The 17,130-nt window shown below is 53.7% G+C and carries 19 protein-coding genes and 1 pseudogene; 3 read left to right on the top strand and 17 right to left on the bottom strand.

The window, feature by feature from the left end; translation table 11 throughout:
- Window positions 1-47 precede the first annotated feature (47 nt).
- Window positions 48-1,505 carry a Shedu immune nuclease family protein gene (locus tag AA098_RS03425; protein WP_156747501.1) on the top strand — a complete coding sequence of 486 codons (1,458 nt, stop codon included), beginning with the start codon at window positions 48-50 and terminating at the stop codon, window positions 1,503-1,505.
- 149 nt (window positions 1,506-1,654) lie between these two features.
- Here the strand turns inward: AA098_RS03425 and AA098_RS03420 are convergent, their stop codons facing one another.
- The 17 genes and pseudogenes from AA098_RS03420 to AA098_RS03345 all read right to left on the bottom strand — a co-directional run bounded on the left by AA098_RS03420 (window position 1,655) and on the right by AA098_RS03345 (window position 15,719).
- Window positions 1,655-3,190: an IS66 family transposase gene (locus AA098_RS03420; protein ID WP_010792763.1), complete on the bottom strand. Its 1,536-nt coding sequence runs from the start codon at window positions 3,188-3,190 to the stop codon at window positions 1,655-1,657.
- A 63-nt stretch (window positions 3,191-3,253) separates the two neighbouring features.
- Window positions 3,254-3,589 (bottom strand): IS66 family insertion sequence element accessory protein TnpB, encoded by a 336-nt coding sequence (tnpB, locus tag AA098_RS29690; RefSeq protein WP_064613830.1) that lies wholly within the window; start codon window positions 3,587-3,589, stop codon window positions 3,254-3,256.
- Window positions 3,586-3,906, bottom strand: coding sequence for a transposase (locus AA098_RS03410; RefSeq protein WP_064613829.1), 321 nt, complete (start codon window positions 3,904-3,906; stop codon window positions 3,586-3,588). The genes tnpB and AA098_RS03410 overlap by 4 nt, the downstream gene beginning before the upstream one ends.
- Before the next feature lie 110 nt (window positions 3,907-4,016).
- A complete protein-coding gene (locus AA098_RS03405) occupies window positions 4,017-4,226 on the bottom strand; it encodes a hypothetical protein (protein ID WP_064613828.1) in 210 nt (69 codons plus the stop codon).
- Between the two features lie 62 nt (window positions 4,227-4,288).
- Window positions 4,289-4,519 (bottom strand): hypothetical protein, encoded by a 231-nt coding sequence (locus AA098_RS03400; protein ID WP_064615157.1) that lies wholly within the window; start codon window positions 4,517-4,519, stop codon window positions 4,289-4,291.
- 193 nt (window positions 4,520-4,712) lie between these two features.
- Complete coding sequence (locus tag AA098_RS03395; protein ID WP_012274319.1) at window positions 4,713-5,081, bottom strand: histone-like nucleoid-structuring protein, MvaT/MvaU family; 369 nt, start codon at window positions 5,079-5,081, stop codon at window positions 4,713-4,715.
- A gap of 128 nt (window positions 5,082-5,209) precedes the next feature.
- Window positions 5,210-6,328: a HEPN-associated N-terminal domain-containing protein gene (locus AA098_RS27885; protein ID WP_012274320.1), complete on the bottom strand. Its 1,119-nt coding sequence runs from the start codon at window positions 6,326-6,328 to the stop codon at window positions 5,210-5,212.
- 158 nt (window positions 6,329-6,486) lie between these two features.
- Entirely contained in the window at window positions 6,487-7,395 is a 909-nt protein-coding gene (locus AA098_RS03390) for a DUF2971 domain-containing protein (protein ID WP_012274321.1), read from the bottom strand.
- A gap of 143 nt (window positions 7,396-7,538) precedes the next feature.
- A pseudogene (locus tag AA098_RS03385) lies at window positions 7,539-7,940 on the bottom strand (DUF4113 domain-containing protein); the annotation flags it as partial.
- A gap of 383 nt (window positions 7,941-8,323) precedes the next feature.
- On the bottom strand, window positions 8,324-10,150 hold the full coding sequence (locus tag AA098_RS03380) for a DUF262 domain-containing protein (protein ID WP_012274324.1): 1,827 nt from the start codon (window positions 10,148-10,150) through the stop codon (window positions 8,324-8,326).
- A gap of 477 nt (window positions 10,151-10,627) precedes the next feature.
- Complete coding sequence (locus tag AA098_RS03375) at window positions 10,628-10,984, bottom strand: hypothetical protein (protein WP_012274325.1); 357 nt, start codon at window positions 10,982-10,984, stop codon at window positions 10,628-10,630.
- Between the two features lie 73 nt (window positions 10,985-11,057).
- Window positions 11,058-11,879 (bottom strand): ubiquinol-cytochrome C chaperone family protein, encoded by an 822-nt coding sequence (locus AA098_RS03370; protein WP_012274326.1) that lies wholly within the window; start codon window positions 11,877-11,879, stop codon window positions 11,058-11,060.
- On the bottom strand, window positions 11,876-12,493 hold the full coding sequence (locus AA098_RS03365; RefSeq protein WP_012274327.1) for a helix-turn-helix domain-containing protein: 618 nt from the start codon (window positions 12,491-12,493) through the stop codon (window positions 11,876-11,878). Before AA098_RS03365 ends, AA098_RS03370 begins: the two co-directional genes overlap by 4 nt.
- Before the next feature lie 681 nt (window positions 12,494-13,174).
- Window positions 13,175-13,516, bottom strand: coding sequence for a hypothetical protein (locus AA098_RS03360; protein ID WP_049773273.1), 342 nt, complete (start codon window positions 13,514-13,516; stop codon window positions 13,175-13,177).
- A 447-nt stretch (window positions 13,517-13,963) separates the two neighbouring features.
- Window positions 13,964-14,323, bottom strand: a complete 360-nt coding sequence (locus AA098_RS03355) for a hypothetical protein (protein WP_012274329.1) — start codon at window positions 14,321-14,323, stop codon at window positions 13,964-13,966.
- Window positions 14,324-14,380: 57 nt separating this feature from the next.
- Window positions 14,381-15,109 carry a metallophosphoesterase gene (locus tag AA098_RS03350; RefSeq protein WP_012274330.1) on the bottom strand — a complete coding sequence of 243 codons (729 nt, stop codon included), beginning with the start codon at window positions 15,107-15,109 and terminating at the stop codon, window positions 14,381-14,383.
- 79 nt (window positions 15,110-15,188) lie between these two features.
- Complete coding sequence (locus tag AA098_RS03345) at window positions 15,189-15,719, bottom strand: hypothetical protein (protein WP_223296390.1); 531 nt, start codon at window positions 15,717-15,719, stop codon at window positions 15,189-15,191.
- Between AA098_RS03345 and AA098_RS29425 the strand changes: the two genes are divergently transcribed.
- Both AA098_RS29425 and AA098_RS03335 read left to right on the top strand, forming a co-directional pair.
- Window positions 15,702-15,950 (top strand): hypothetical protein, encoded by a 249-nt coding sequence (locus AA098_RS29425; protein ID WP_171577294.1) that lies wholly within the window; start codon window positions 15,702-15,704, stop codon window positions 15,948-15,950. The two genes, AA098_RS03345 and AA098_RS29425, sit on opposite strands and share 18 nt — an antisense overlap.
- A 572-nt stretch (window positions 15,951-16,522) precedes the next feature.
- A complete protein-coding gene (locus AA098_RS03335) occupies window positions 16,523-16,996 on the top strand; it encodes a helix-turn-helix transcriptional regulator (RefSeq protein ID WP_080516269.1) in 474 nt (157 codons plus the stop codon).
- The last annotated feature ends 134 nt before the right edge of the window (window positions 16,997-17,130 follow it).

The following is a 17,130-nucleotide window of genomic DNA, read 5'->3' as shown; positions in this document are numbered from 1 at the left end:
TCAGGGATGTCAGCACCATGCCTTCTATGCGGCCCTCGCAGTACGCCATGCAGCAGCGCACCGATGGCGGCCCATTTCTTCGTTTTGACAATGGCGAAGCCAGAGGGTTAAGCGAGAGAGAGCTTGAAGCAATTGACTCGGGCGATTACGACGAAAATGACTTCCGTGGCCCGACCTTCGTTTACTATAGCGATGTCCCCCTACCGAACAATGCGTCAGGATGGCATCTCATTTTGATGGTCACACCCGACTATGTGGCCATTTACCCAATCATCGCTCGCTCGGAAAACCCCGAGTACGGCAAGCCCAAGTACGACAACATCAAGTCGATAGTAGTAACCGCACCCCTGTACGATGACTATACATACCCTACCGATCAAGATGAGCTTGATGCCTTGCTTGAGCTTCTTCCAGCCGGGCTTACCAAAGACTGGCGCTATGGTCTTGGCTTCCACTATGAGTACCGATACATCCTTCAGGCTTTGAATGACTTGGAGGAGGTGGACACGCTTATCCTGCATGGTGGCTCTGGAAGCTCTGATGCGAAGATCAAAGGCAACGAGTTCTACTTAGGCGTCGAACGGCTTGAACGACTGAGGAAAAGCTTGGACAGGCTAACCCAGCGACATCAACGAGAAACTGCTGCGGATAAGAAGCTCGTTTGCTACACAGGACTACTGCACAAAGCAGATCCCAAGATCCATCCTCCCCGTGAACGGAAGCTGCCGCCAGATCTTCTTGCCAACCTGGTAGCGCTGGGAGTTGGTGAACCTCGCCTATCATCCAAAGACCAAACGCAGGTCGTAAAGCTTGCCCAACAGAGCGTTCCTGCTTTGGCGAAATCGGCCCCGAAGACCCTGTATCAGCTCAAGTCCGAAATTGAACTCATCACGCTCGGAGAACTAATTGAGGTCTACCGGCGGCTGCTGGAGGGCAAGGTCTCTGAGGGCAAGTGGCAGAGCTTCTTGAGTGAGCATCCTTTCGTGCTCGATATGGCGTTCGGCTACCCTGTGAAAATGATTTCAGAACAGCCCTACGTCGGAGGGAAGAATCTCAGAGGCCAGGGAGGTCAATATTCGGATTTTCTTATGGCGGCGAAGGCCACTGGAAACCTCGCTCTGATCGAGATTAAGCACCCCGGACAAGACTTACTCGGAAAAGCCTACCGCAAGACTTACGTGCCCTCCTACGAGCTAAGTGGATGCGTGGCCCAGGTCATCAGTCAGAGAAGCGTTCTACAGAAGAGCATTTCCAACCTTACCGATACTGATGACGATGATGAACGTGTCTACGCACATGCCGTGGCGGCCATTGTCATCATTGGCCGTACCCCAACAAAGGTTGTTGAACAGCGTGCTTTCGAGCAGTATCGGAACAGCTTGAAGGATGTGCTCGTGATCACGTTCGACGAAATGCTGGGACGGCTCGAGGGCATTCACCAAGCCCTGTCGCCGAAGCTGCCAGCAGCACACCTGCCCCTTGATGGTGAAGATCTACCCTTCTGAAATGCCCCCATTGAATGTTTGTAGCGACTTGAGTCGCTGATGGGAGACAGGCCGTGAACCGCGAGAAAAGTGCAGATTCCGAACCTTGCTGTTGGGGATCGGCATCAGGTTGCCCATCGTAAGCGTCCGGCGAACTCACCTTGCGTAAGTCAGGCCGGCACCCACTGATGCGGCAGCAACTGTCCGATCTCACTGGCCCGTTGGGTCGGCAGCCGCGTCAGCACATCTTTTAGATAGGCATACGGATCATGCCCATTCATGCGCGCCGACTGGATCAAACTCATGATTGCCGCAGCCCGCTTACCGCTGCGCAGGGATCCCGCAAATAACCAGTTCGAGCGCCCGAGTGCCCATGGCCGTATCTGGTTTTCGACCTGGTTGTTGTCGATGGGCACAGCCCCATCATCCAGGTAGCGCGTCAGCGCTACCCAGCGTTTCAGGCTGTAATCGAGGGCTTTGGCCGTGGCTGATCCATTGGGCACCAGGTCGCGCTGAGCCAACATCCAGTCATGCAGTTTTTTGAGGATCGGCACCGCCAATTCTTGTCGTATTCGCCAGCGCTCTTCATCACTCATGTCCCGCGCCTGACGTTCGACCTCGTACAAGCCGCTGATCGAGTGCAGGGCCTGTTCAGCCAGCTGACTTTTGTTCGCCACGTGCAAATCAAAGAACTTGCGCCGGGCGTGGGCCATGCAGCCGATTTCAGTGATGCCTTGTTCGAAACCGGCTTTGTAGCCAGCGAAGTCGTCGCAGACCAGCTTGCCGTTCCAGTCACCTAGGAAGTTGCGCGCATGTTCGCCAGCACGGCTTGGGCTGAAGTCGTAAACCACCGCTTTGAGCGCTGAAAACGGCGTCGTGCTGTAGGCCCAGACATAGGCCCGGTGGGTTTTCTTCTCGCCTGGCGCAAGCATTTGCACCGGTGTTTCATCAGCGTGGATCACGCCCTGGTTCAGCACGGCTTCACGCAGTGCATCGACCAGTGGCTGAAGCCGCACGCCGGTTTGTCCGACCCACTGGGCCAGGGTCGAGCGAGCAATTGCCAGCCCGGCGCGGCCAAAGATTTTCTCCTGCCGGTACAGCGGCAAGTGATCGGCAAACTTGGCCACCATCACGTGGGCCAACAAACCTGCGGTCGGGATACCTTTGTCGATAACCTGGGCTGGCACCGGTGCCTGGATCAGGGTTTCGCACTGGCGACAGGCCCATTTGCCCCGCACATGTTGCTCGACGGTAAACACGCCCGGCGTGTAATCCAGCTTCTCGCTGACGTCTTCGCCGATGCGTTGAAGTTGGCAGCCACAGACGCACTGGGTGTTTTCGGGTTCGTGACGAATCACCGTGCGTGGAAACTGCGGCGGCAAAGGCGCACGTTTCGGGGATTGCCGTGGTTCGGCCTGTGGCGCATCTGGGAGAAGCTGTTTTAGCTCGGCCTCGATAGCTTCAAGGTCTGTGTCGAGCAGGTCATCCAGCAAGCTGCTTTGCGCCGGGCTGATTTGCTCGCTGCGCTTGGCAAACTTGTGCCGTTTGAGCAGGGCGATTTCGAACTTGAACTGTTCGATGAGGATTTCATCGTTCTGAATCTTCCTGCTCATCGCCTCGACCTGGGATTGCAATTGCAACGCCTGTGCCGCCAAAGCACGAAGCTGTTCCGGGGTCATCTGGTCGAGGTTGGGCGAGAAAGTCATGCCGCCGATTGTGCCAGAGCAGGCGCGGGGCGACGACAAGTAGACCGGCCAAATGGCCGGCGGTTACAGCATGCTGATCACGCCGCCTGAGCCGACGCGCTGCCACGGCAGGCCCAGCACCAACGCCTGGAGTTGTTCGCTGTCGAGTTCGACCTTGCAGCCGTGGCGAATGCCGGGCCAGTGGAACTTGCCTTGGTTCAGGCGCCGCGCGGCAAGCCAGACACCGACGCCATCGTGCACCAGCACTTTCATCCGGGTAGCCCGGCGATTGGCGAACAGATAAGCGCAGTGCGGCTTCGCCGCACCGAACACCGCAATCACCCGGGCTAATGCCGTCTCGGTGCCGGCGCGCATATCCATCGGCTCGGTGGCCAGCCAGATGGCATCGATGCGGATCATTGAGCCACAGCCCGAATAAATTGCGCACAACCCTCGGGATCCGAGGCTGGCCATTTCACCGTGATCACTTGCCCGGCCACGGGCAACTCGATGATCACTGACGCTTCGACTGGCCGTTTAGGTGCGGCTTTTAGCGGGACGAAAGCTGGTAGTGAAGCCGCTGCGGGCTGATCTCGATAGAGCGGCAGCCATTTGCGGATGACGTTGGCATCGATGCCGTGGTTGATGGCGACACTGGACACGGTTGCGCCAGGTTGCAGGCATTCCTGAACGACCTGGGCTTTGAACGGTTTCGGATAAGAGCTTCGTTGGCGCATGGAAATCCTGGCGATGAGGGTGATCGCGTCCGCTTAAAAATACGCGGACACCATCGCCCTTAATGCTGGAGTTCGGAAGGTGAGTTCGCCGGACGCTTACTGCCCATCTGTTAATGACCTTTCTCAGCGGGCCCGCCGAGGGCGTGCATCTGATAGTCGGTGACCGCCTGGAAGCGATGCTCAGCCATCAACCGGAGGCGCTCCAGCTCCGCTCCCTCGACCCCGTCAGCTTCAGCCTTATGGTAGACCTTCAACGCATCCACAGCCCCGATGTACAGGGGATGGTCGGGCATGAGCACATTGCTCAGATCTCTTTTCACGATCTCTCCCTTTCGTCATGGATATGCCACACGACGCCATGCCACCAAGGCATGTATTTATCCTACCACTGCTGATCAGCTTGGACGGAGTGGGCGTACATCAATGCTTCGTCCGCGAGCTCCAACATGTCGGCCAAGGTTCCTGAGTCCACGGCATGCGTATCACGTAGTGCATAAGCGTGGTGCAGAAGCTCCCGGTGATGTTTCTTCGGCGCGTGAAGCAGTGCCTCGGTGTCGTTAAGCAGCTGTCGCCACTCTTGGATCGACATTACGGGCAGACTGGTGCCTGTCATGGCGGCATCCTCTAATGCTGTATGGGCATACAGTATTCGGAAAATGCCCGGCTGCATAGGTAATGCGGACGAAATGCGCCTGCGAGGTGGGTGTCGGGGGGAGTGGCTATGCATCGCCCAGATGGAAGAGGTGACGACACCACCATAGAAAAAGCCCCCATTAGGAGGCTTAGCAAACTAGCAATGAAGAATATTACTGGGCGAGCCAGCCTTCGATCACATCGCCGCCATACTGGGATTTCCACTCTTTGAGAAGCTTGTGATTGCCGCCCTTTGTCTCAATGATCTCGCCACTGTGCGGATTCTTATACTGCTTTACCTGGCGGGCGCGGCGCGGGGCCTTTTCAATTGCTGCTGGAGCGGAGGCACGACCGCTGGCTTGAGGATCCATGATATTAATGATATCACGAAGGCTGTAGCCGTACTTAGCCAACAGATCATGCAGCTTGGTCTCAAACTCGATTTCTTTCTGCAACTCGGAGCTGCCCTTCAAGGCCTCAAGCTCTGCGAGCTGTGCGGCAAGCTGCTGCTCAAGCTGACGGAATTCTGCTAATCGAGACACAATAATTACTCCAAGGACGAGATCAGATTAAATACTAAACTAAAAAAGCGTCCCCGTCTTCACTCATTACATCAAGTATTTCACATACGTGGCCATAGCCCCATAGGCTCCTGTTTCACCATGCATCATTACAGCCGCACTATACAAGCTCGGAGGAATTTCAATGGAACGTTAATTTTAGGAAAGTACGGGCCTTGCTCAGGTTCTAGATCTTCCAGAAATAGAACGACATTACGCCTCCCAGGCTTTGGCGAAGCCACACTACCGTACATGACCCCGTCGATGCGACCGGATTCAAAATTAAAATCGCGCAAGAACTCTGTAACGACCTGCGATGGTACATATTCTGTATGCACGCGATCATCTCGTGCGACAGGCTGCATTATCTCCTTCGTGAAATAATGAAGAAAAGAGAGCAAAAGACGCCGTCTAGGGGACTCAGTTGAAAAGGCACCAGGAAGCATCGGCAAACTAGATAAGTCAAGCAAGCGCAATGGCTTGACCACCTCAAAGCATCCTATGCGGCTAATCCTTTCTTTTACTTCATAAACAGCAGTGCGGCGATCAAGCGCCCCATAAAACATTGGCACACCTGCGGGGTTCATTCTATTACTCTGGCAAACCTCCCTTGGGGGTGGGCCGAAATCTTTTGCAGTTGGATTTCGCCCTTTAAATCCTGGTCGTGCACGAAAAAGCTTCAAACCAGGCTTCACAGTGATAATTAGCTCTTCCGCGTCAACCAACTGAGCTATTGCGGCCAGCAATTCTACTGGAGAATAAGAGTCATAACTTACACATTCAGAGTCGAGATTTTGAAAAAAATACCGCCGCTCGTGTTTAATGTGATTACAGAATCTGCCCCACGCAAATCGCATTGCTTCATCTTCATCCAATGCCACCCAATCTCGCCTACACCAATTATCATCAACGAGCAATCCGATAATTCCCATTCTCAACGAACCGTCGACATCATTGGGCAAATCGAGGCAACACTCTTCAAACAACAGCTCATAAGTCGACCAAGAGTCCCCTAAATAACCTCCCTCAGCACTGCAAAAAGGTAGCTCATTTGCTGACTTCCCGTAATTCATCTCCAAGATTCGTTCAATATGCTGACAGAGTTCGCCAAGGGGAGCTGCAAGAAGCGTATGCTGGCTACAAAAGCTGCATCCTCTATGGCTATTTAATTCTCTAATCCACTGTTTTAGATCTTCATCTCCAATACAGTCGATGCACACCTTTTGCATTGGCAGAACCTCTCACGCACATGACAGAGCCAACTGAAGCGGCCCCGCCTCTAAATCAACCACCCGTTTAAACCCAGTCAGCGTACAGACCACAAGTATCCTGGGCCCTGGTAGAACCTAAATTTCAATATTACGCCCTAAAAGTCACTTATTGGAATCTATCGATATGGCATTGAGCTTACGTAAACGTCAATATCTACCCCTAAATTTGCTGCCAGCCCCATTACTTCTATCGCGTGCTTAGGATCCGCCTTTGGGCCATAATAGAGAATCGAGCCATTGCAGATCACTCCCGGATTTCCTTCAATATAGGCCCGCCGTGGGCTTCTATCATCAAACAATACGCCTTCTCTCGTTGAGTAATTCGAGGCATGACCGATTGAACGCACCTCTTCCTCAGACGAATATTCTGAAGACTTGAAGAGAAACAGTAACGGGTGCGTTGCTTGGATTACGGCCTCCAAGTCTTCCATTGCCAAGTGCAAAGTCCCTCTAAGCGAGTTCAATCGAGCGATCAGGGCATCTTTAAGCTTTCTAATTGGCCGCTCACCTGCACCACGCCCCCCGCCTCTCGACTCTGTGCCGTAGATAACCTTGAAAAGCTGATCAGGAAAAATGTGAATCAAATTTTTCAAAGGAACGACAATACAGGATCCTTTGCCATCGTCCCCGTAGAAGCGCCAATGATTCAGAGAATCACTTGAGTCCTCTGCGCCATTACGAATCGGCGTGATAGTCCAGCATGACAGAAATGTTGCCTTTCTGTATGCTGAATATAGTAGGCGAGAATCTCGAAGCTTTGCAAACCGCTCAACAAAGTTACTCTTATGTTGATGAGTGCACTCTTGAGCAGCTGCAATCATCACATCGACTAGATATCGCCCCTCCTCGGGATCATTCATGTAGTCTCCGTCGAACTGACGCATCTTATTTTCTGTAGCAGCTGCTAGAAGGAATTTTGGTGTCTGCGCATTGGTATAATGGGCAGCAAACTTACCATCTGCCTCCTTTACGCGCAGGTCGTCCATGATGGCCGTAACCTGTGCAATATAAGACTGAATGTTCATTATCATCCTTGACTAAAAATAAACTGACACAAACTATTTTAGACTAGCGGGGCACTGTCATATCCTACGATATCTCAAAGCACAATGCCATTTTGCCGCAACTCCTCGCCGACTTGGCGCAATCGCTCGTACCGCTAGCCATACTACTTGCGGTAAACCGTCCATAGCTCATCAACGTGAAGCTCTGGCTCATCATCTCCCGCCGCATATCCCATGAGGGATCGACCGGCACACTCGCCAACCGCATCGTCCCCTACCCCACCTACCATTCCATTCACCGCATCGAGCACTCCCATCAACTTCTCGCTCGCCACAGGCTGAGCAGTCGCGGATAGGTCACCGGTAATCTCGATGGGCTGGCTGAGGTCGAGGAGCAACACCTCCGCCGTGCTATAGCGGAACCCTTCCCGGAACACCCGCTCCACGCCCTCCTGCGCTGCTTTTGTCAGCAAACGTGAGTCGTCCGTTGGATATGGCAGCTCGACCAGGACGCCGTTGGCGTACTTCGCCTCGTCCGGATTGAACATACCCGTACGGATGCTCAAGCTTTGTAGAGCGATGGGGGCGTGCCCTGCCAGGCCCGGCTGTCGTGAATCGAGCCATCGTCGTGCGCCGACGTCTCGACCCGTCGGGCGTCCATCCGACACGCCGGCGCGCTCCGCTTGTCGGATCTGCGCCCCCCGGCCTCCGTATCATGCTTCGTTGATGTTTATCCAACGAACTGCGCTCACAATTCCCCAATTTCCCTCAGCATTCGGCCTTCGCCAGTGAGCGGATGGTTGTGAACGTAGATAAGCCAAAGCATCTGGGTAATGTTCGATTTTCTGCTCGCTACCTTTGCGCCCGACAGTGAATCCTCCAGCCTTTTTCAGGGCGGGGGAGAACGTTGAACCGTCCCGGGCTTGAGGCACCAAGTCTAGCGAGCCAGTTACTTTTTTGAGTCGCACTCCTCTCCGGTCAACTCGACATCGACTTCTTCTTCGCCACTATCAATTGAATACGACTGCTCACTGAAGCCGAGAAGCTCGGCGTAGCGCTTCCTCAGTAGCAAGTCTCTAGCTTTGAGGAATTCAAGGAATCGGCTTGTCTGATACAGGCTGCTGTCGCCTGGTATTGAATGCTCCTCAACAAAAGCCGCGCTGCGCCCGGCGAGCCACTCCTCAAAGGCACTGTCCGACTTCTCAAGATTGTCTCGGTATGGCAGCAGCTGCAGATTGCCTAGGCGGTCTTTGCCTTCCTGGAAACCCTCAAGTGCCCACTCCGAAACACCACAGGAAAGTAGCTTGGCTCTGGTAAGGCTAGCCTGTGGGAAGATGTGATCCACGTGGTATTGAGCGGCACCCCACCGTTTATCAGGGTGAAGCAGGGAAAGAGCGAAGAAGGTAGTCCAGTCGTGATAAGTCAGCGCGAGAAGGTCGTCGAGGCTTCTCGGGTCAGTGAAATCAATCTGGCTCTGACGACGCAGCCCAACAAGAAGCGCCCGCTCAGGGAATTCTTTGGAGGTTGTCAGGCTTTCTTGAATGATCTTCCTGGACTGGCTAATGGTGCCGTCAGAAGAACCACCGAATGTGCTAGCCAGCAGGGTCTTAACTAACCAGCGGTGCATCGCACTGATTGCATCAACGTGATGAGCATCAGTCGAATTGAAGCGAACCGAAGTTTTGAAGAAATAGTAGGCAATCGGGAGCAAGGCATTCGCGCTAGTCAGGGTCTCACGATCAATGCCAAAATCATTCGCGAGACGCACTGTCATCTCGAGCGCAGATTTGATCCCATCCCAATTCTGACGGATCAGATCTAGGTTTTTTTTAGTGAAGTTAGAAACTTTGTAAGCATTGGGCAGGTCAGATAAAACAAGACACGCCTTCATCACCCAGTCTTTGTCAAAGCTATTATTGCGAGCTAGCCCGGTATTAAGATAGTCCACAAAACTATAGATTTCCTCCCTGGCGTTCAAGTCTCCCCACATAGTCGTAATGGTCGACAAGAGCAGATCAGACTTGCTTAGCTTTGTGCCGCCCTCGTTAGCCCGCACGAAGATATCCAGTACACGCTCCATTGATTTACTCGTTTCAGTAAAGTAGGCAATGGATTCGTCAACCCAGACAGCATGGTACAGCTTTTTCAGATTCCGTTCGACGATACGGCAATCCGCTCGCGCAACATCCTTCGATTCCAAAAGGTCGAGCAATTTTTCCAAATAATCATCAAACCGGTCTTTATCATCGAATTGCATTATATGGCTGACTGGGAACCAGTGACTGCCGTCCTGCTCGACCGGGGGATTAGCAAAAAATGCGAGCCCGAATGTGATGTCCGACTCTAGCTCTTCATCACTAGCATCCTTCAGCAGGTCAAGATAGAGGCTCTGACGCACCCAAGAGTCTGGATTCTGCCAGCGCTTACCTTTCAGTTTGACCTTATAAGTTCCTCGCAGACCGATCAAGAGAGAGGTTAAGCGCTGCTGACCATCGAGTACTAGGGTGAGGTGCTCACCGCCGGATGCCGCTAGTTCATTATGAAAATCGCCATACTTAAAGTCTTCTACGAACTTGTAGATATCGAGCTGACTGGCTTGCGGCCCATCGATATCCCAGAACAGGAAGGAACTGATCGGATAACCTTTGAGAAGACTATCGAAGAGGCGAACGATTTGCTCAGGTGTCCACACATAGGGGCGTTGAATCGCGGGGAGATAGTAATCACGATTCAGATGTCGGATAACACTCGCGATTGAACTAGATTTGTAGGCCATTTTCCTTCCCTAGAGCCCTTTGGGCCGCATAATGATTTTGCTGAAGCTATCTGATGAATGATGTGGTTGCAATGGGCAGGCATGGGCAGGCATGGGCAAACGAAAGCAATATGTGCCGAGCAATGGTTGATTTCGTGAGGTTAGAGGGCTCAGCTAACCTCCCAACGCTGTTGGCTGGCCTCAGATGGGAACCAAGTGCGCGCAGCGACCAGTCGGTCGCTGCTAAAAACCGATGCTCAACCATCTGACGAAGGTGCTCCAGTCCGACCCTGTCACACCATTTTCTTGTGCCGGGTGGTAACGCTTCATAGCCTCCAGTGCATCGGTATACTTGCGGTGGTCAGGAGGCAGAATTCGACATTCACATGCTACGCCCTCATAACACCGATAGCGTCTTCAAACGCATAGGCCTTGAGCATGCGTATTGTCCGGGAGTGTACCGTCGAGTGCACACGTATACGACTCCGGCCTAGTCCATCATTTTTTCTTGTAATTCACCTTGAGACTTTTGTTCACGTAGTCCTTTAAGATTTCGTAGTCTGGATTATACGTCGCCAAGGTATGCCCTACTGTCGCCACCGCGCCAACCGAAAGGGTAGCTACTGTTACAGGAGTTGACAGCACTCCGAGTGCTGCTCCAAGAACCCCCCCTTGGAGAACTGCGCTTTTAACATCACTTTTAACGCGACACTTAAGGCCGAGAGACTCAATTGTCGTTTCAACGAGCTTGACACCGTCCGAAAAGTTACCCCGCAGGCCATGCACCTCAAATGAATTTCTGCCCTTTACAAGCCCTTCAATCTGGGCTTGGTTCAAACCTGAAACGATGACCATGGTGTTACTCCTATCAATTTAACGCGATGCGGCTGCACCACAATAAGGGTGTGGGGATACATGCTGAGGCCGGTTATACTGCGGCGGGCGTACCGCACTCAGAACAGAACCGCGACGAGCGCACGATGCTGGCTTTGCAATTGCCACAGGTCTTAGCAGCTAGGGCCATAATTGCCTTTTGGCGCATGTACGCCAACTGAACGACACAAGGAACCGTGACGCGATAGGCGGGGCTGGCCAAGTCAGCAGCCGTCCAAAGCGCTGTAATAGCCCAGCCGATCGGGCCGATGGCAACGCTGATGGTGCGCATCATTTGACCGCTGGCTGCAAATGTAAGCCCCTTTCCCAAAATCGCTTTAGCGATAGCGTTGGCAACGATTGCCGCGAGTTTGTACGTGGCGAACCCACCCGCCTTCGCCGCGCAAATAGCGGCGATGGCGGCAGCAGGCCCTGCGGTGGAGTAGCTGGCGACGCCCAGCTCCTCCAGGATGACCTGACGTTCTTCTTCGGACATCTGGTCGAACGCACGGGATAGGATCTTTCCGAGAATCTCCTGCTCGATAACATTGATGGGATCTTTGCCGAAATTTACCTTTAAATGCTTCGCTACATCTTCGACGATTTCCTGATACGGCACACCGTCCTTTCGGAACAGATTCAAAATGGAATTTCCGCCAAACAAGCGGATCTCTTTGGCGATCAATTCGTAGTCCCCAACTGAAAAACGACGCGCATTGCGAGCGGCGACAAGCCGTTTGCAATTATCGCCATCAAGGGCTAGGCGACCCGCACCGTTGTCGGTAAGGTAGTTCACCAACGCGATGATGTCGTCCACCTCGGAGACGGCCAGAAGCTTTTCGAGGTCGCTTGTCGAAGTAATGTCGGCCAGATTCATATTTGATTTCCTTGGTCAATGATTCGAGCGCCCAGTACGATGCACAGCGGCAGTAGTTGGGCATAAATTCCATCTTGGAATCTGGGGTGCACGGGCAAGGCAGCTGTGGTCAAGATTCCCTGTTTGAGCTTGCGCTGGCTGGGTGTTTCCGCTTCGAAGGTATGTCGCGGTTTGACGCCAATATGCTCTGCCATTTTCAGAACTGCATCGGCCCGATCCAGAGGATTGCCTGACGATGCTTCGCCGAGCTGCGCCGCAATGTCGTCGAATTGGTTGTTATTAAGCGTTTGTGCAACGGTCACCAAGCCGTGGGCAAGGTGCAGCCAATCCTCTTCTGTCATGAGCAGCAGTGCCGGCGAAACGTTTAGAGTGGCCGCGAGGCGGCAGAGCGTCTCCAAGTCAGGATTGGCTTCAGATTGCTGAGTCAAATATTTACTGATGGTTGAGCGTGCCACGCCTGAACAGTCGGATAACAGCTGCTGGCTTAGCTTCCCAGGCGATCCGTCTGCTCGGGTGCCAGCAACCTGCATTGCTCGGAGTAGGTTGGAGCTCAAACCTTGTTGGGTCTTCTTGCGAATTTCAATCCCGTGGATCAATGCGTCCTGCGATATCATAAGGCCACCCACCTGAAGATGGCACAATGATATAGCCAAGGCAGATGAAGTCCAGCCCGAACAGCCCTCTCACGAAGTCAATTTTGATGGCAATGGGGTATTGCCCTGGCAGGAGGACATTTCAGTAAGCAGCGAAGATAGATGGAAAGTTGCTCGCCAGGTCTACCCTACCGAAAAGGACTATTCGGTGCTGCTGCGATCCAGCCACCTACTGCTTGAAAAGGACAGATCTCACGTCGAGGGTGCAAAGGATATGCGCAAGAAAGGTCAATGATGGTTTCTGCCGCTGCTGGTTCTGCTCGTGATGGGCTGGGCTGTCGGAAGGAAGGACTCGCCTAAAACTGAGCCACCAGTCAGCCAGGCGCCGGTGAGCACTTTGGCATCACCGCTCCATGTATCTTCCATGATAGATCTGAACACGCCGGCCAGCCCGGAGTGCTTACCTGAGGCTTGGAGCTCTTGTACGAGCTTCCTGAGGTCATCAGCTTCTTGGGGCTGTGAGTATTAAGTCGAGGTAGTGCAGGCCTTCTGTGGCCTTAGTGAGCTGTGCTTTTTGGTCTTCCTGCAAGGGGGATGCTTTGGCTGCAACCTAATGCTGAAAAAGTCACATCTCCCCGCCTGCATCCCCTACCCGTTACCGCGTAGCTAACTGCTTTCTAAAGAACAGCTCCGCTGATCAGCTTAATGCTGGGCCTTCGTGCCTCCTCTCGCACCATCCGCCGCCCAATCACAGACAACGTATGTGCTGTTGAGGGTGCGCGCGACTACATAGCCTTGGAAGTCTTCATAGGTCACGATGTTGGAAGTTCGGATGGAATCACCATCATCAAACCGCCGCTCCCGGTCACCGAAGACCACCCCTCTGAGGAAGAGCTCATGCGGCCCATACTCAACCGAGGACAGGTAGGCTGTGACTTCCCGTTCGAACTCGACCCGCATCGCCTTAGCTACCGTGCGGGGCATGGCTGATGGCGAGACATTGACGGTCTTGGATGTGGAAAGGGGCGCGCGCCGTTTAATCAAGTTTAACCTCCTGTGCAGTGATGCCTTCGGTACCTCATACACGTGATGCCAGCCCATGGGCCGACCAGCAACAGGTGATTAGGCATGCGCGTGTTAGCCTTGGTGAAAGCTCAACGCAAGGAGCGCTGTACTTGAGCATTCCCCCAATTTTTGGCTACTACGAAACGCTTCTCACTGCGCCCGACTCCTCCGACGATCCGGTTGGTGCTCGTCAGAGTCAGCGTTGGCAACTCATCGTCGATGACATTCACCACAGCACATGTGTGAGTGATCTACGGGAGGCTAGGGGAAAAGCCGAAGGCTACATTCGAGGTCTGGTTGATGCCGGCCACCTCTCCCACGACCGAATCCGGGATTATAAAATTTTGAGTAGTATCCACCGACGCAGAACAACGCTTTCGGACGCTTGATCGCAGCATCGTTCATCCAGCGCACGGAAGCGCCTGGCTATGCTGTTGGAATCATCCCCGCAGTAAGCGCTCGTAAGCCCGCCCTCCCCAATCCCCGCTTGAAAGACGTCAGCACAAACCGCCCCTCTGCTGTAGTGATCACCCAGTATCGCCCTACCTTCTTCAGATGCTCGATGCTAGACGTCTGAAAGATGTGCCCATCCGCCCTTTGCCCGTATTGCCCTGGATCGGTGTGGCCAAATACGATGCCGACTGCGCACTCCGACGCGATGAAGACGTCGCTCAAGTAGGCGGTGACAGGTGGCGAGTACCTGAAAACCATCGCACGAGCGATCCGCTTGAGCTGGAAATCTGAAAGCTCTTTGATGTGATATTCGATGACGAATTCGTCTGACATTCGTTGTTCCTGCTCCTACTCCTGTTGCTCGATGCTTAAGCAACGCACCACGGCAGATTAAATCTCGATGGTGAAGTCCGACGAGAAGCCTGTGCGCTCGCCCGGATAGCCTCGAGGGTTCGATACGAGTCGGCAGCCTGAAATGACCGTGTCGACTGCGTGGTGGGTGTGGCCAAAGATCCAGACATCGGCCTGGGCCACCAGGTCATGCCACTGGTTGAAGTACGCCGCGCCGAGGTGGCCTTCGTGACCATCGCCAGCGACATCCTGGATGGGGCAATGGTGGGTAATGACCACTGTCTTGCCGTCGAAGTCCTTCGCCAACTCTGTGGCCAGGAACTCGCGTGTAGCAATGTTTCGAGCGATGAGATCAACTGGGCGAAGCTTGCTGAAGCCCTCCCCTATCCGGATCCTCTTAAAGTCAGTCATCCAGTCGGCACAGACCCTCATCGCCGCTTTGTAGTCGCCCGTGGCGGAATAGTCCGTCCAGGCTGTCGCGACCAGAAAGCGCGTGTTACCAATGATCAGGGACTCGTTATCTAGGATGTGCACATGATCTGCAGCGGCATCGCGCATCTTGGTCAGTGTGCGGTGGAGGTGGCCTTTGTAGTACTCATGGTTGCCACAGACGTATATCACTGGGCATTCGAAGACTTCGTTCGCCCACGTCACTCCCCGGCCACGCACCGAGATGTCGCCGGCCAGCACGACCAGATCAGCATCTGTCGCAGGTGGCTGGAAATCAACGAACTCCAGATGGAGATCTGAATAAACCGTGATTCTCATCGTATCGCCTGGTCTCCGTATCAGCTGACTGGTCGCCCCTCCAGTGCCTCCAACGGAGTGGAGGCCTGGCTACAGGCACTTACTTGAAAGCTTTGCTGAAGCGCTGAGAAAGCTCTGCAATTCCGATCGGTGCCCAACCCTCTGGATCGTTGCTCTTTCGGATGAAGTTGATTGCGCACCCGAGCATGAACACGCCTGCAGCGATACCCTCCCAAAAAGCCCAGATGAAGGTATTCGGCACTAGATAGTCCGGATCCTCGCTTCCCGTCACCAGGTAGATCAAATAGGGGGACGCGAAGCAACCAATGACGAAGGTGAGGATCATTAAAGGAATCGCGGAAACCATGATCAAGATCGGTACCTTGAACTGAAGCTCCTTTGCCGCGATGAGCAGGCCGTTCTCGCCTTTCATGGCGTAGATGGTGGCTTGGTTCTGCATCTTGTCCTTCTTCTTGGTGAAGAAGCCGTACAGCGTAACCCGCTGACCCTTGCCGAGCTCTTCATAGATCTTCCCTGGCAGCAGCACCTTTGGCAGCACCTGCCCATCGATGACGATGTAGGCCGTTACCGTGCCCTGCTCCGTGCTCGAGACATGGAGGGTTTCGATCACCCCAGTGACCTGTCTGCAATCAAATTTGAACAAAATCTGCTCCTGCAATTTTTACAGCGCGCAAGCATCCCCACCCCCGCGGAAACAGGGTGCGTCGATGTGCTGGATCAGCTGCGCGATAAACGAAAAAACAGTGCTGAGGTCAGCCTGCTTCCCTACCTCATCCCAGACGGAAAAACTTTCCTAGCTCAGGCGCAAACAGACGACCTCGTCGGCCTAGCAGTGGAGTAAACCTGCCCACCCTGGGTGATGAATTCGTACACCGGCCTGGATTCCGTGCCGGCTTGTACCCGGATCTCAGACAACAGTTCCATCGCGTACGACCCGCCACCATTTTTTTCAGAAGGAGTAATGAGGTGGATCTTGCTGACACTGAGGAAATTTCCCAGCTCTGCCGTTTGCATCATCTGAACAGTCGGGACATCTTTTACGAGATGCGCGATAGGCCCTATGCATCCATCCTCTATGCCCATTCCTTCGATGAGGAATGAATACTCACATCGACTGATGTCTACGGATCGCCAAAGCATCCGCGTTGCCTCCGGGACTCTGAACTGCCCTTGAAGGTCGTTGCTATAGGTAACAAACACGGTTTCAAACCCTAGTCCAAGCCTGACCTGGCCCTGTGCAAGCCCATCCAGGACGGTCTCATGCGTAGCCTCATGGCAGAGACTACTTGGCGTCCATCGCAAGATGGCCGGCGCGCCACGCACCGAATGGCCATCATAAGGATTTGTCCCGCCAACCGCAACGAACGATGTTTGGTGGGATAAACGGTCTATGGCTCTATCCTTCCTTTTGAGATGCATAACGTGAAGGAAGAGCTAGCCGCGACGCTACGGGTGATCCGTCAACTGAAAGGTGCTCGTTACGAGGCTATCTCGGGTGCGATAAGTCCTAAGCATCTGAGCATGATTGAGCGAGGCGATGCCCAACCGACCTTACCGACCCTCCTTAAATTATCGGAATCACTGGGCATCAGCGTATTGACTCTCCTCGCATTGTGCCTGGCAGTCAGAGACCAAAAATTACCCGACATGGAGATTGAGCAGGCCCATCATGAACTGGGAGAGCTAGCGGCACTGGGAGCGCTTGAAATCATTAAAGCTAACCTACCGGATGGCGCTCTCACAAAGAGAGCTCGCGGCACAAAAGCCGATGCTGAGCGCGTGAGCGCAGTCCAAGCATTAAAACAGCAGGGCAAAACGCAGGCCGAAGCTGCCCGCGAACTGGGGCTTCCCACATCAACTGTGCATCGGTATTGGACGAAATCCTGACGCTTTTAAGCAGTCTGCCTCAAAGCTTGCTAGTGCCGCGTCACTACCCATCGCATCGGCCAACGAAAGCCATTAATTGATCGACTATGCCAAAAACACTTACTTCAAGGATCAATTTTCCTCTGCGGTATCCG

The sequence above is a fragment of the Pseudomonas sp. JY-Q genome (assembly GCF_001655295.1).
GTDB lineage: Bacteria > Pseudomonadota > Gammaproteobacteria > Pseudomonadales > Pseudomonadaceae > Aquipseudomonas > Aquipseudomonas alloputida.
Note: the sequence above shows the minus strand (reverse complement) of the source record. Positions and strands in the feature narration are given on the sequence as shown.